The organism is Psychromonas sp. SR45-3, assembly GCF_014163575.1.
Classification (GTDB): Bacteria; Pseudomonadota; Gammaproteobacteria; order Enterobacterales; family Psychromonadaceae; genus Psychromonas; species Psychromonas arctica.
Genome location: NZ_JACJDP010000018.1, coordinates 62,352 through 77,945, shown reverse-complemented (window position 1 = coordinate 77,945; position 15,594 = coordinate 62,352). Strand labels below are relative to the sequence as shown.

The window sequence follows — 15,594 nt, the reverse complement described above, 5'->3', positions numbered from 1 at the left end:
CATTTAAACCACTAAACTGCGCTTTTTCGCCTTGAACTAAGCATAAATAGCTTAGCCCTGAGCATTTACGTTTTTATTTTGGTAAAAAGCACTCAGTTTTAATGAGTGCTGAGTAGTTACAAATATTTTATGTTTAGTCTTAAGCATTCAGAGTAACTAATAATTAATTCCAGCCATTTCTGGATTATCTCATGGTGATGAAACTATGATATAAACAGCTAAATTTGTATATAAAATGAACGATATGATAATGTATGCTAATTACTACTAAAACCAATTTAGTTAATTATCTGTTGATTTATAGCGGTTAAATTATATAAATGCTTGGTTATCGACTCTGTAATAAGCTCGATTGTTATTACAATCAATGCTTTGCTTGCATTTTTTTGCCGAAATAGAACACTTATTTAATTCAATTACTATGAATGGCAATTTTGCTAGGAACATGGAGGTGATATGACGTTATTTATTGAACACCAACAATTAAAAATTCGCCGTTTTGTTGATGAAGATAAAAATGACTTTATTAGCTTGGTTCAGCACCCGTTATGTATGAAGTACAGCATGACAGGGGTTTTATCAGAGCCGCAAGCGAGCAAGTTTTTTGATACGTTAATGCATAACAAAAAACATAAGATGTACGCAATTGAAGAAGCTGAAACCGGTCTTGTGATTGGTTGTACTGGATTACAAGATTGTTTTATTGAAGAAGACTTATGTATTGTTTTTACCCTACGTTTACTACCAGAATTTAATCAACATCAAGATTTGCATCCTGCATTAAAGCAATTAATAGAACAACTCTCCTCCCTACATCAACTCCCGAAACTACAAGCAGTGGTTGCTAAGAAAAATCAGTTTATTATGCAACTGCTAGCAGATTTGAGCTTTGAAAAAATCAAAATAGTAACCTGTCGAGGCATCGATAGTTACTTATATCAAACTTGTTGACCCATAGATTACCGTCTTATTTGAATAAATAGTGTTATTTTTTGTATTTTTATTCAACAAAACGAATAAAAATGCTTTTAATTCGGGTAGAATGCCGCGCAAGTTCAACTTTTAAGAAAACTCCAATCATTTGAGTTTTTCACCCATGAAAACATTAACCGAGGAATGTGAAAGATAATGGAAAATAACCGAACAATTAAACGCGCACTGATCAGTGTTTCTGATAAAACTGGTATTGTAGAATTTGCACGTGAGTTAGCGGATAAAGGCGTTGAGCTTTTATCAACAGGCGGTACTTGTAAATTATTGGCTGAAAATAATATCAAAGTAACAGAAGTATCTGATTACACTGGATTCCCTGAGATGATGGATGGGCGTGTAAAAACATTACATCCTAAAATTCATGGCGGTATTCTTGCTCGTCGTGGTATTGATGAAGCAATTATGTCTGCAAACGATATCCAAGCGATTGATATGGTTGTTGTTAACTTATATCCATTTGCTGCAACAGTAGCTAACCCTGATTGTACATTAGAAGATGCGATTGAAAATATCGATATCGGCGGTCCTACAATGGTACGTGCTGCAGCTAAAAACCATAAAGATGTAGCCATTGTTGTAAATGCATCTGATTACTCACGTATTTTGTCTGAAATGACAGAAAACGACGGTAGCTTAGTTTATAAAACGCGTTTTGATTTAGCGATTGCTGCTTATGAGCATACAGCTCAATACGACGGTATGATTGCTAACTACTTCGGTACGATGGTGCCAAGTTACGGTGAAAACAAAGAAGGTGATGAGGAATCAAAATTCCCACGAACTTTCAATGCACAATTCCAAAAGAAACAAGACATGCGTTACGGTGAAAACTCTCATCAAGCAGCTGCTTTCTATGTTGAAAACAATATTCAAGAAGCATCTGTATCAACGGCAACACAGTTACAAGGTAAAGCATTATCTTACAACAATATCGCCGATACAGATTCTGCATTAGAATGTGTTAAAGAATTTTCTGAGCCCGCTTGTGTGATTGTTAAACATGCAAACCCATGTGGTGTTGCCGTTGCTGGAAACATTCTAGATGCATATGAAGGTGCTTACAAAACAGACCCTACGTCTGCATTTGGTGGCATTATCGCATTCAACCGCGAGTTAGACGCTGCAACCGCTGAAGCGATTACTTCACGTCAATTTGTTGAAGTGATTATTGCGCCATCAGTTAGTGCAGAAGCAGCAGCTATTGTCGCGACTAAAAAGAACCTACGTTTATTAGAATGTGGCGAGTGGGCTGACCAAACAACTGAGTTTGATATTAAACGTGTTAACGGTGGTTTATTAGTTCAAGACCGTGACCAAGGAATGGTAGGTTTAGACGACCTTAAAGTTGTGTCTAAACGTCAACCTACAGACGCTGAAATGTCAGATTTGTTATTTAGCTGGAAAGTGGCTAAATTTGTTAAATCAAATGCGATTGTTTATGTTAAAAACAGTGCTACCGTTGGTGTTGGTGCTGGCCAAATGAGCCGTGTTTACAGTGCAAAAATTGCAGGTATTAAAGCCGCTGATGAAAACCTAGTTGTTGAAGGCTCTGTTATGGCATCGGATGCATTCTTCCCATTCCGTGACGGTATTGATGCAGCAGCAGAAGCAGGTATTAGCTGTGTTATCCAGCCTGGTGGTTCAATGCGTGATGATGAAGTTATCGCAGCAGCAGATGAGCACAATATGGCAATGGTATTTACAGGGATGCGCCACTTCCGCCATTAATCTTATTTTGCTTTGTGCTTTGGCTCGTCCTCTGCGTTGAAAGTGCTCACTTGCAGTAGCAAGCTCCGCGCTTTCGCCTTGATGACAAGCCAAATCCCTTAGCAAAAAACACAATTAATTATTGTGTTATTAAGCAACCAAGTAGCAAACTCCTTGCTGCCTCTTGATTGTTAGTAAAATTTCTTAACACAATTAGATTAATCGATTTGAATATTGTAGGGCGAACTTTGGTTCGTCTTTATTATTTTAGATAACTTATTTTTAAGGCTCCTATTATGAATGTACTGATTATTGGTAATGGCGGTCGTGAACATGCGTTGGCATGGAAAGCGGCACAAAACCCTGAAGTTAAAAATATCTTTGTAGCGCCTGGTAATGCCGGTAGTGCCTTAGAAGATAAAGTCACTAACGTTAATATTGGTGTTGAAGATATCGATGCTTTGGTTGCTTTCGCAAAAGAAAACAATGTTGAATTAACGATTGTAGGGCCAGAAGCACCATTAGTTATTGGTGTGGTTGATGCGTTCCGTGAAGCGAACTTAGCATGTTTTGGCCCAACCAAAGGTGCAGCACAGTTAGAAGGCTCTAAAGCTTTCACTAAAGACTTTTTAGCTCGTCATGACATTCCAACGGCTTGGTACCAAAACTTCACTGAAATTGAGCCTGCGTTGGCTTACGTTCGTGAAAAAGGTGCGCCAATTGTAATTAAAGCAGATGGTCTTGCCGCAGGTAAAGGCGTGATCGTTGCGATGACCTTAAAAGAAGCTGAAGATGCTATTCAAGACATGCTTGCTGGTAATGCATTTGGTGAAGCTGGTCATCGCGTGGTCGTTGAAGAGTTCTTAGATGGCGAAGAAGCCTCATTCATTGTCATGGTTGATGGTGAAAACATTGTGCCAATGGCAACCAGCCAAGATCACAAACGTGTCGGCGATGGTGATACTGGGCCAAATACTGGCGGTATGGGCGCATATTCACCAGCACCAGTGGTAACACCTGAAATGCATGATCGTATTATGGAGCTTGTTATTCGCCCTACGGTTGAAGGTATGGCTGCTGAAGGTAATACGTACACTGGTTTCTTATACGCCGGTTTGATGATCATGGCTGATGGAACACCTAAAGTGATTGAATATAACTGTCGTTTTGGTGACCCTGAAACACAACCAATCATGCTACGTATGAAGTCTGATATCGTTACTTTATGTCTTGCCGGTGTGAATGGCGAACTGGAAGATATGGTTGCCGAGTTTGATCCGCGTGCTGCGATTGGTGTTGTATTAGCAGCTGGCGGTTACCCTGCTGATTACACTAAAGGCCATGTTATTTCAGGTATTCCTGAAGCAACTGAAGGGCTAAAAGTGTTCCATGCAGGCACGGCTGAAAAAGACGGTCAAGTAGTAACAAGTGGCGGACGTGTACTTTGTGCAACTGCATTAGGTAATACGGTGACAGAAGCGCAACAGAAAGCCTATGAGCTTACTAAACAGATTAGTTGGGATGGTATGTTCCATCGTAACGATATTGCTTACCGCGCGATTGCACGTGAAAATAGTAAATAACCTTTGTGTTAAATAAGCAACGCTATTAATAACACGACTTAGTATTAGTTCACTAACTTCTCTGATCATTGATCAGAGAAGTTACTTCCCCTAACAATGTGCTAACCCCATCAACTTGTTACATCTTTGAATTTCCCGCCTCACGACTGACTGATTTTTATATCATGAAGGGTAGCGGCTATAAGCAATTGTTGACACTTTGATAAGTGTTATTCAACTAATTTACTGATCACTGCTACATTATTATGTAATGTTTTATGTACAGGGCATTTATCCGCAATTTCTAAAAAACGCGCGCTCTGTTGCTGGTCTAAATTACCTACAAAACTGATATTACGCACAATCGCTTCTATACCATTTTGTTGTTCACAGTTATTACAATCATCTTGATAATTACGCGTGTGTGTTAGTTCAACTTTGATATGTTGTATCGGTAGTTTTTTGCGTTGAGCATACATTCTTAAGGTCATTGATGTACATGCCCCTAGGCCTGCGAGTAGATGCTCGTAAGGATCTGGTCCGGTATTTTTTCCACCGACGCTAACGGGTTCATCAGCTAACCAATAGTGACTTGATGTGCTTACATGTTGGGTAAATTTGTGATCTTTTTCTTCAACCAGGACATGTCCCTTAGGCAATGTCTTTTTATCACTGTTTGTTTGCTTGCTTGTATCGTTGTTAATATATCGACTGGCCCATGCTGCAATAACCTCTGCTGCATATTCTGAATCATTTTTATGACTTAATAAGTGGTCAGCGTTATCCAAGCTTACAAAGCTTTTAGGGTGTAATGCTGCTTGATATATTTTTTCAGCTTCACTGATGTTAACAATCGTATCAACGGGGGAGTGCATCACTAACAACGCTTTTTTGAGTTTGCTAATATGTTGATTACCATAGCTGTTAATATCATCTAAGAACTGTTTCTGTATGGTGAAGTTTCTGCCTGCAAGTGTTACTTCTGCTTCGCCTTTAGCGTTAATGTCATCAATATGTGCTGCAAAATTATGAGCAACATGTGCAGCATCAGATGGAGAGCCTATTGTCACAACAGCAACGGATTCAGGTACTTTTTGAGCAACGCCTAATACGGCAGCACCACCTAAGCTATGACCAATCAGTAATTTAGGTGCATGATACTCTTTACGTAAAAAATCAGCCGCTGCTACTAAATCTTGTATGTTTGATGAGAAGTTTGTATTGGCAAAATCTCCATCGCTATTACCTAACCCGGTGAAGTCGAAGCGAAGCACTGCAATCCCTTTGGCCGTTAGCGCCCTGCTAATGCGAGATGCAGCCGCAACGTCCTTACTGCATGTGAAACAGTGAGCAAACAGCGCATAGAACCTGACGTTTGCTTCTGGAGTCTCTAATAGCCCACTTAGCGTATGGCTACCACTAGTGAATTCTACTTTCTGACGCATAGTACATTCCTTCTTTAGTTGATTACTAATAAGTACATCGATGACTAAACATTAATGAGTGTTGTTATATATAACATGTTGTTCAACAAAATGATGGTTTGTGGTGTGTTTTATAGAGCTAGTTTTATCTGAGTAGTATTGGTGATTTGTTATCGCCAATAGCATTAAATATAGGAAGGGGCATTAAATATCGGAAGGGGTAGTACATATAGGAAAATTAAACCGAGGAGGGACGATTAAAAAAGCCCTCAAAAGAGGGCTTCTAATAACATGTCCAGTCAACTTACTATTTAAAAGTAATACACTGTAAGCGAGTGGTAAGTTATTTTAAATGCAAATACTCGAAAGTATTTTATCCGCGTAACAAAAGATTATTTGTTTACCGCTTCTTTAAGAGCTTTACCAGAAACAAAAGCAGGAACGTTAGCTGCTTTAATTTGAATGTCAGCACCAGTTTGTGGATTACGGCCTGTACGTGCTGCACGATGATTTACTTTAAATGTACCAAAACCGATAAGTTGAACTGGTTCACCATCTTTTAGGCTATCAGTTACGCTAGCTAAAATTTGCTCTAGGGCAGCTTTAGCTTGTACTTTAGTTAGGTCTGCTTTTTCTGCGATATCTGCAACAAGTTGAGTTTTGTTCATTATTTGACTTCCATTAGTATAAAAAAATGCATAAGAATTTAAACATATTATTTAATGTATTGCATTCATTCCTCGCAAGTAAAGGATAATAATCATTTAAATTAGTAAATTAGCGGTTTATTTACTTTATTGTGTTAAAAATCACACAACAGCGGGGGCAGTTGTGGCTTGCGGTTCAAATTTTGTTCGCCACATAGCACCTTGAACGATGCAAATATTACCTGGTCTAGTCGTCTAAGCGAGTTTTATCGATAAAAGTTATGTCGTTTTTTTGGACAATCTGAGGGAAAGGTTTGTGACTATTTATGCTGCGTTTTACTTTTTTATGCATATAATGACATCTTAAACTGCGCTGTATAGCTAGATTTTAAACGAAACTATATAACATTATATAACTTCACTATATAACGAGAAATCTGCTTGGCCTTAACTAAAAAGCCAGCAAGATATCGCAAAAATAGCCCTCAAAGATTAACCGTTCTGAGCATTAACCATTAACCATTAACCATTAAATATCTAATGTGGAGATGCCAATGTTTGTGCTTTCAAGGGACTTTATATAAGCTCGAATGGATTTAATGAGTTCCGGACTACGTTCATTATCTAACATTTTTAATACAGTTTCTTGAACCGCTAAATGTTCAATAAATAATGGCTCAAGTAATAAGGTTGCCTCATCAATTTCTTGATCTGTTTGTAATTCAATAAAGCTAGCAATGGTTGCAAAGCTGGTTTGGCTTGCATTTATTGCCTCTTCTTTAGACTTAGTAGAAAATGAATTGAAGATACAATTAGTAATAACACAAAAATCGACCGCTGGATAAACCCCGTAAAAGTCATAATCATTACTTTCTGGGATGATAGCATCGAAATTTTCTTCTTGGATAGTGAAGTTTATTTTAGCGCCTTTTACGGTCAGTTTTTCCCAAAAAAGTTGTAAGATATTTTCAGCTGTTTCTCCATGTTCACTGCCAATTGCTTGGCTAAACATTTTAAAATGAGTAATATTTTGCTCTGCTAATGCCATACAAAAAACATTTTGTTGCCAAGCTTGTAAATTGGAAAGTTGATCATTGATGGGAAGAGATAGCATAGTAGTCCTATTTGCACCTGCAAAAGAAGCTAAGATTATAGGCAAACTTGAAGGCTGTCTGCAGATATTTAGCGATTTTGATTTTTTCCTTAAAAAAGGTATAAAAAAAGCGACTTAGAAAGTCGCTTTTTTAGATTCTAGAGTAGAGTTAGATTTAACCCATGCCGTATTTTTTCAATTTTTTGCGTAACGTACCACGGTTAATACCTAACATAGTTGCTGCACGAGTTTGATTACCACGAGTGTATTGCATAATGATATCTAACATTGGCGCTTCAACTTCTGCCAATACTAATTCATATAATTCAGTTGTGTCTTGACCATTCAATTTTGCTACATAACCAGATACAGCTTGACGTACTGAGTCACGTAGTGGACGTTGAGTTATTTGCCCTGTAGCAGGAATACTAGTTGTTGTTGTCAGTGCTTCTTGAGAAATATTTTGTTCAAACATGGCTGTTAACTCTTTTAATTACAATTGATTTAAATAAGTTTCTAATACGTTTAATTGCTCACTAGCATTTTCTATCGCATTAAATTTTCGCTTAAAATAACCTAACCTGTCTTGCGCTTGCAAATACCACCCGACATGCTTCCTAGCGATTCGAGGTCCCATTACATCACCATAAAAAACATGCAAAGCTTGCACATGATCTAATAGCATTTGTGTAATTTCCGTTTGTGCCAAACTCTGCGCATGTTGCCCAGTGTTTAGAAAGTGGTTAATTTCATTGAATATCCAAGGGGCACCTTGTGCACCTCGTCCAATCATGATGGCATCAGCTCCTGTGTAGTCCAGTACAGACTTGGCTTTCTCCACAGAAGTAATATCACCATTTGCAATCACAGGGATTGTTATGCTTTCTTTAATTTTTTTTATCGTGTCATACTCAGCTTCACCTTTAAAAAGGCACTGTCGAGTACGACCATGCACGGTTAGTGCTTGGATACCTGCTTGTTCAGCGATCTGTGCAATCTCTATCCCATTTCTATTTTCTGGGTCCCAGCCAGTGCGAATCTTCAAAGTAACAGGCACGTCAACAGCATCAACAACACTCTCCAAGATAGCTTTCACTAACTCAGGGTGTGGTAATAATGCAGAGCCTGCTTTTTTCTTATTCACTTTCTTGGCGGGACATCCCATATTAATATCAACGATCTGAGCACCTAGCTGCACGGTCAATCGTGCGGCATTAGCCATTGCTAGCGGTTCAGAGCCAGCAATTTGTACAGAGCGGATACCTGATTCGTTATGGTAGTCCATTCGTAACTTAGATTTAGTACTATTCCAAACACGAGGATTGGATGACAGCATTTCTGACACAGCTAGCCCAGCACCTTGTTTACGACAAAGTTCTCTAAATGGCCTATCTGTGACGCCAGCCATCGGCGCTAAAATAAGATTATTGTCTAATTGATACTTTCCAATGCGCATATTCTAAGCGTTCTCTAAGTTAAGGCGGCGTAGTCTACGCATTTTTTACTGCAGAATAAAGGTTAATAATTAAGCATTTTGAAATTATTTCGCTTGCAAATTGAGCAACACTTTGTTCTCAGTTATTTATAATCGCTTTAAGCGTGCTTAATTCCAGATAAACGAGCCCATTCATCCTTGATTTTTGCAGCGTCCATAGCAAACCATTGGCCATAAACTTCAATCAATTCTTCAGCTTGCTGCTCTAAGATACCTGATAATGCTAAAGCACCATTAGCCTTCACTAAACACTCAATACTGCTTGATAATTCACGTAATGGGCCCGCTAGAATATTTGCCACAACAACATCTGCCACAATACCTTCAGGCATGTCTTCTGGTAAGTACAACTCAAGTTGTTCTGATACGTTGTTTCGTTGCGCATTATCGCGGCTTGCAGTAATAGCTTGCGGGTCTATATCAATACCTATCACGCGTTTTGCACCTAGTTTAAGTGCTGCAATCGCTAAAATACCTGAGCCACAACCAAAGTCTATGACCACTTTATCTTGTAGATCTTGAGCATCTAACCAAGCCAAACAGAGTGCTGTCGTTGGGTGAGTGCCGGTGCCAAAAGCAAGGCCTGGGTCAAGCATTACATTAACGGCGTTTTCATCGGGAACGGGTTTCCAGCTTGGACAAATCCACAAACGTTCACCAAATTGCATTGGATGAAAGTTATCCATCCATTCACGTATCCAGTCTTTATCTTCTAGTTGTTCAACTTTGAATGCAAAGTCTTGCGCAAGTAGCTTGCTCTCTTTTAATAGAGCAATAACTGGCAGCATATCGGTATCGGCTTCATATAAACCAGTGACATCGGTATCTCCCCATAGGCGGGTTTCACCAGGCAGAGGTTCAAAAATAGGGGTGTCTTGCGAATCAGTAAAGGTAGCCGAAAGGGCGCCATTATCCATTAATAGTTCACCAATCTCTTCCGCATTTACATTGCTTGCGTTTAATTTAAGTTGGATCCAAGGCATGATTATCTCTTTTTAGTTGAGTCAATAGATAGCGCGCAAGAATACAGGGAATTGATTGATTAATATAGCGTCGTAAAACACGATCTGTTGATCTTCGTATCTTGAATGAAATGTGCGCATAAGTTTAAAATTATTGTTTTATCATTGATTGTTATTCAATATTTCCTTACTTTAAAGGGATTCTTCTGATCTTAACTAATAATTTCCAGATAGTTGTATTGTAAAGTATCATCTTATTTTGAAAATAACAGTTTGTTACGGAAAGGGTATTTCGATGAACAAAATAGTGATTATTGATGATCACCAGTTATTTTTATATGGTCTAAAACTAACCTTAGAAAATGAAAATAATTTGGTGGCTACATTTGATAGCCCAATTGAGGCACTAGTAGCAATAAAAGAAATTCAGCCTGATTTAATTCTGATGGATTTATACATGCCTGAAATGAATGGTTTAGCAATGATTAATGCATTAACAGAGGCACAGATAGCCTCTCCAGTGTTGGTATTGTCAGCTAGTGAAGATTACCACGATGTGTATCAGGCTTTACAACATGGTGCTGTAGGTTTTATTCCTAAGTGTTATTCTCCAGAGGCCATGTTAGTAGCCTTGAAAACCGTGCTGAGTGGTGAGTTGTTTGTACCTGAAGAAGTTGCCGTAAAAATTAATGAAATTGCCCAAGTTGAGGCTAAAAAGAAGCAAAACTTACATTTATCTGACAGACAAATGCAAATTTTGAAGTTGATTCATGAAGGCAAAAAGAATAGAGAGATAGCTGATGCGCTATGTATTTCTCAGGATACGGTGAAGTTTCATCAAAAAGGGTTATATGCGACATTGCAAGTATCGGGCTCTTCGAGTCGTATAAAAGCCGTTGAGAAAGCAATGGAGCTTGGTTTATTTAAATCTTAGTCTGGTTTATTTAAATCTTAATCAGGTTTATTGATGCTTTTTATTTTAGTAATTGTTTTAATAAAAACCTTAAAGAAGCGGGTTTTACGGGTTTATTGAGTACTTTATAGTTTATCCCTTTGCCCGTTTCTTGCACTTCTTGTAGTTTTCCTGGATCTGCCTCACCGGTTAATAAGACTGCTGGAATGACATCCTCCTGACGAATCGCTTTAATGACATCAAGTCCTGTTTTGTGGTTTGGTAATCGGTAATCTGAGATCACTAAGTCATAGCGATTACTCTTGTACTGTTGTAAGCCCGCTTCAGCTGTGCTTGCACAGTCAACAAGGTAACCCCAATTTTCAAGTAACATGCTTAAAGCGCTTAAAATGCCTGGGTCATCATCAATTAATAATATTCTGTAACTAATAGAGTGACTAGCAAGTTGATTCAAATTAATCGTTTTCGGCGTACTGGCGACGCTTTCTAACGGTAATTGAAAGCAACTACCATTAGGGCCAGTGATTGCAGTTATCCGTGTTTTACACAACGCAGCTTTACGCTGAGCGATTGCTAATCCTAACCCAATGCCTTTGCTTTTATTATGTAGCGGATTATCTGCTAACACTACTTCATCAAATAAATGTTCATAAATAGACGCTATGATCGGCTCACCTTGGTTCCATACCTGTAATAACGCATTACCCTTGTGAGCTCTAACCGATAATAATATTTTTGCGGCGTTTTCTTGCCTACCATGAACAATTGCGTTACTAAGCAATGTCTCCACAATTTCGATCAATAATTGTTTGTCCATTTTTACGGTAATTTCAGGTACACGGGCAGTGATATTAATACCGGATTTAGAAGCTTGACGTTGATGTTTTTTGACTAAAGGTAATAGTGTAGAGGCGACATTAAATTCAGTTAGCGTAGGGGTGATTGCATTACCATCTAAGCGTGCTAAATCTAATAAGCTAGATAACCAACGTTCCAGCTCCTCTGACGCTAATTTGATATTATTTGCTAGCTGATAGTGAGGGGTATCATTGAGTTTATTTTCTAACAAGTGTCCATATAAAGAGATGCTACTCAGTGGTTGGCGAATATCGTGAATTATACGGTTTAAATAACGAGCACTGTGCTGACTAAGGATCGTGTCTTTTTTAGGTTTTATATCTGCTTCTTGTTTTGGTGATTTATTATTAAGCATCTGTGTATAAACAGTGAGATAGCACATGGTGATAAGGAAAGTGCTATTAAATAGAAACACTAAGGCATCACTTTCTCCCAAAACACATGAAAATATATAACAAACGGTTAAAAATATATTGTTAAATATTAATAGGGGAATGCTATAGGAAAATAAATAAGCATAAAATAGAGGTAGCAACAGCGTTAAATATAAGAAGCTATTTTGATAGGTTTGTTCTTGGAAATGACTATTAATAGCCACAAATGGAGTGATTAAAAGTGCACTGGTTAGAATAATGTTTTGTGCTAATTTGTCTTTTTTATAAATCAGACTGACGAGAGCCATTATACATAATAATAAAATAGTTAACGGTATATAGAATGCAGTAGTAAAGGTAGGGGATGAGTCAAAAATAGTATAGCTTTGTGCTATGCCGATTGAAAAAAAGAAAATAAATGAAGCAATGATAACGATATTAAAAGTGCGAAATGATTGCCATCTAACATGATTTTTGGGTACTTTTATTGATTGCATCTGATTATTCATTTATTAGTATTAAGTGATTGCTTCATAGATCTTTCCATACACTTTAGTGATTCTGTTTTGGATAACGGAAATGAATCAAGAAGTGTATTCAATGAAGTCTGTAAAAGATAGGTAAAAAATAAACGATAGGTAAAAAAAAGCCTAACAAAGTTAGGCTCGCCTGCAATATGTCTTTTTATTACAAATTTAATAAAAAATCCATTTTAATGGCATTAAAGTGGGTGTACTACTATGCCTCAATTCCTTAAGACCCATATAGAATGCCTCAAGAGCGGGTATAAAGTAACTACCCGTTCGGGTAGTTTTGACATATTCTTGCACAATATTGAATGAAAAATAGACGAACAGCTGTGTTAATGAACAGAAGTATTAACCGGTTATTTTTCAGGTACAAACTTTTGCGCACTTTGTAAGGCAAATGAGTAACCTTGTGCACCCATTCCACAAATAACGGCACAAGCGACATCTGATAAATAGGAATGATGCCTAAATTTTTCACGTTTATGGATATTAGATAGATGCACTTCCACAAACGGAATCGCCACGCCTAAGAGCGCATCACGAAGGGCAACGCTAGTATGTGTAAATGCAGCGGGATTAATAATAATAAAATCAATCTCTCCAGCGCTGTCGTGAATTTTCTCAATCAGTTCATATTCACGGTTAGATTGGAGGTGAGATAATTGAATGTTCAAGTGAGTCGCTTCTGACTCAAGCGATTCAATAATATCTGCTAGGGTTTGGCTACCGTAAACTTCCGGTTCACGTTGCCCTAATAAATTAAGGTTCGGTCCATTTAATACTAATACTTTCACTTGCTACTCCTTTTGAACAGAAGCCTCATAAAAAAACTCCTCGAGAACGTTTAAGTTATCGAGGAGTTTAGCGAGAAAGCCATCAATTGGCTATGTCGAATTTATTAAAATCAGTGGCCGTTAAAGCCTATCTAATTTCTTGATTTTCTTTAATCAATTTATCAACCACACTTGGGTCGGCTAAGGTTGATGTATCACCTAATTGATCACTTTCACCGGTTGCAATTTTACGTAAGATACGACGCATAATTTTGCCTGAACGTGTTTTAGGTAAGCCTTCTGCCCAATGTAAAATATCAGGGGTAGCAATCGCTCCAATCTCTTTACGTACCCATTGTTTCACTTCAGCATATAGCTCAGGAGAAGAGTATTCGCCTGAATTTAGCGTCACATAGGCATAAATACCTTGTCCCTTTATTTCATGAGGAACACCGACAACAGCAGCTTCTGCGATCTTAGGATGTGACACTAATGCACTTTCTATTTCAGCGGTGCCCATTCGGTGCCCTGAAACATTCAGTACGTCATCAACACGTCCTGTGATCCAGTAATATCCATCTTCATCGCGGCGTGCTCCATCACCTGTAAAGTACATGTTTTGGAAGGTTGAAAAATAGGTTTGTTCAAAGCGATCATGATTACCGTAAAGCGTACGCATTTGCCCTGGCCAGCTATCTAGCATCACTAAGTTGCCTTCAACTGCACCCTCTAAAATATTACCTTCATTATCAACTAATGCAGGTTGTACACCAAAGAATGGATTCGTTGCAGAACCAGGCTTGAGATCCGTTGCACCCGGCAGAGGAGTAATTAAGATACCGCCGGTTTCTGTTTGCCACCATGTATCAACAATAGGACATTGCTTATTACCAATTTTATCGTAATACCATTCCCATGCTTCAGGGTTAATAGGTTCACCTACAGAGCCAAGAATTCGTAGTGATTTTCGATGAGTACCTTGTATTGCTTCATCGCCTTTCGCCATTAATGCGCGAATTGCAGTCGGTGCTGTATACAATATCGTTACATTATGTTTATCAACTACTTCACTCATGCGGGCTGGAGTCGGGTAGTTTGGTACACCTTCAAATAACAGTGTAGTAGCGCCATTCGCTAGTGGCCCGTAAACTAAGTAACTATGACCAGTGATCCAGCCAACATCAGCCGTACACCAGTAGATATCACCTTCTTGATAATCAAACACATATTTAAAGGTCATGGCTGCATACACTAAGTAGCCGCCGGTAGTATGTAATACGCCCTTCGGTGTACCGGTAGAGCCTGATGTGTATAGAATGAATAGTGGATCTTCTGCATTCATTGCTTCTGGTTGACAATCTGTTAGTTGTGATTGAGTGACCGTTGTCCAATCTAAATCTCGGCCTTCAACCCAATTAACGTCACCACCCGTGTTTTTAAACACAATCACATGTTCAACACAGTCAGTACCATCACGTGTTAATGCTTCATCTACATTTGCTTTTAGTGGAACGGTTCGTCCGCCGCGTCGACCTTCATCGGCAGTGATCACTAATTTTGCACTACTATCAACGATTCGGCCTGCAATTGCATCAGGAGAGAAACCACCAAAAACAATAGAATGTACTGCACCAATCCGCGTACAGGCTAACATTGCAACAGCTGCTTCAGGTGTCATTGGCATGTACAAACAAACCACATCACCTTTTTTAATGCCCTGTTCTTTTAAGGCATTAGCGAACTGACAAACTTGTGTGTATAAATCTTGGTAAGTAATTTTTGCATCTTGGTCAGGTGAGTCACCTTCCCATAGTAATGCAACTTGATCTGCTTTCGTTCCTAAGTGGCGATCGATACAGTTAACTGAAACGTTTAATTCACCATCCTCAAACCATTTAATATTAACATTGCCAGGAGCGTAAGAACTGTTTTTGACCTTAGTGTAGGGTTTTATCCAATCTAAAATTTTACCTTTCTCACCCCAAAATGCCTCTGGATCTTCGATAGATGCTTTGTATTCAGATAGATATTGGTCATTGGTTAGCAAGCTATTTGCTGCTAACTCAGGTGAAACTGGGTAAATAGTATTTCCGCTCATTGTTCGCTCCGTTATTACATAATAATCAATTGCTCATATTTTTATTTTTTAGGTATAGCTTAATAAGTAACCACAGCATTCTAATCGAGAGTGAAAATAGTTATTGTGAGGAATGCCTATGTTGTTAAATAAATGTTATCTCTCATTAGGTTAGCGTTGATTATG

The 15,594-nt window shown here is 38.3% G+C and carries 13 protein-coding genes; 4 read left to right on the top strand and 9 right to left on the bottom strand.

The features are described from left to right. Positions 1-456 precede the first annotated feature (456 nt). The 3 genes from H5084_RS11300 to purD all read left to right on the top strand — a co-directional run bounded on the left by H5084_RS11300 (position 457) and on the right by purD (position 4,283). Positions 457-951 (top strand): GNAT family N-acetyltransferase, encoded by a 495-nt coding sequence (locus H5084_RS11300; RefSeq protein ID WP_182690517.1) that lies wholly within the window; start codon positions 457-459, stop codon positions 949-951. 177 nt (positions 952-1,128) lie between these two features. Continuing rightward, positions 1,129-2,721: a bifunctional phosphoribosylaminoimidazolecarboxamide formyltransferase/IMP cyclohydrolase gene (gene purH, locus H5084_RS11295; RefSeq protein ID WP_182690516.1), complete on the top strand. Its 1,593-nt coding sequence runs from the start codon at positions 1,129-1,131 to the stop codon at positions 2,719-2,721. Between the two features lie 275 nt (positions 2,722-2,996). Next, positions 2,997-4,283, top strand: a complete 1,287-nt coding sequence (gene purD, locus H5084_RS11290) for a phosphoribosylamine--glycine ligase (protein ID WP_182690515.1) — start codon at positions 2,997-2,999, stop codon at positions 4,281-4,283. A 209-nt stretch (positions 4,284-4,492) separates the two neighbouring features. Here purD and H5084_RS11285 read toward each other — a convergent pair whose 3' ends face one another. The 6 genes from H5084_RS11285 to prmA form a co-directional block, all read right to left on the bottom strand. Further along, positions 4,493-5,707 (bottom strand): bifunctional alpha/beta hydrolase/OsmC family protein, encoded by a 1,215-nt coding sequence (locus tag H5084_RS11285; RefSeq protein ID WP_182690514.1) that lies wholly within the window; start codon positions 5,705-5,707, stop codon positions 4,493-4,495. A gap of 371 nt (positions 5,708-6,078) precedes the next feature. After that, complete coding sequence (locus H5084_RS11280; RefSeq protein ID WP_028868279.1) at positions 6,079-6,354, bottom strand: HU family DNA-binding protein; 276 nt, start codon at positions 6,352-6,354, stop codon at positions 6,079-6,081. Between the two features lie 508 nt (positions 6,355-6,862). After that, on the bottom strand, positions 6,863-7,447 hold the full coding sequence (locus H5084_RS11275) for a YjaG family protein (protein WP_182690513.1): 585 nt from the start codon (positions 7,445-7,447) through the stop codon (positions 6,863-6,865). Between the two features lie 154 nt (positions 7,448-7,601). Next, positions 7,602-7,901: a DNA-binding transcriptional regulator Fis gene (gene fis / locus H5084_RS11270; RefSeq protein ID WP_025563271.1), complete on the bottom strand. Its 300-nt coding sequence runs from the start codon at positions 7,899-7,901 to the stop codon at positions 7,602-7,604. 18 nt (positions 7,902-7,919) lie between these two features. After that, on the bottom strand, positions 7,920-8,882 hold the full coding sequence (dusB, locus tag H5084_RS11265; protein ID WP_028868277.1) for a tRNA dihydrouridine synthase DusB: 963 nt from the start codon (positions 8,880-8,882) through the stop codon (positions 7,920-7,922). A 137-nt stretch (positions 8,883-9,019) separates the two neighbouring features. Next, positions 9,020-9,904 carry a 50S ribosomal protein L11 methyltransferase gene (gene prmA / locus H5084_RS11260; protein ID WP_028868276.1) on the bottom strand — a complete coding sequence of 295 codons (885 nt, stop codon included), beginning with the start codon at positions 9,902-9,904 and terminating at the stop codon, positions 9,020-9,022. Between the two features lie 274 nt (positions 9,905-10,178). Here prmA and H5084_RS11255 point away from each other — a divergent pair, with 274 nt between their 5' ends. Continuing rightward, entirely contained in the window at positions 10,179-10,817 is a 639-nt protein-coding gene (locus H5084_RS11255; RefSeq protein WP_028868275.1) for a response regulator transcription factor, read from the top strand. A 40-nt stretch (positions 10,818-10,857) separates the two neighbouring features. On the opposite strand, the gene H5084_RS11250 is transcribed toward H5084_RS11255, so the two are convergent. The 3 genes from H5084_RS11250 to acs all read right to left on the bottom strand — a co-directional run bounded on the left by H5084_RS11250 (position 10,858) and on the right by acs (position 15,429). Continuing rightward, positions 10,858-12,525: a hybrid sensor histidine kinase/response regulator gene (locus tag H5084_RS11250; RefSeq protein WP_182690512.1), complete on the bottom strand. Its 1,668-nt coding sequence runs from the start codon at positions 12,523-12,525 to the stop codon at positions 10,858-10,860. A gap of 389 nt (positions 12,526-12,914) precedes the next feature. Next, positions 12,915-13,352: a type II 3-dehydroquinate dehydratase gene (gene aroQ, locus H5084_RS11245; RefSeq protein ID WP_028868273.1), complete on the bottom strand. Its 438-nt coding sequence runs from the start codon at positions 13,350-13,352 to the stop codon at positions 12,915-12,917. A 127-nt stretch (positions 13,353-13,479) separates the two neighbouring features. After that, complete coding sequence (gene acs, locus H5084_RS11240) at positions 13,480-15,429, bottom strand: acetate--CoA ligase (RefSeq protein WP_028868272.1); 1,950 nt, start codon at positions 15,427-15,429, stop codon at positions 13,480-13,482. Positions 15,430-15,594 lie beyond the last annotated feature (165 nt).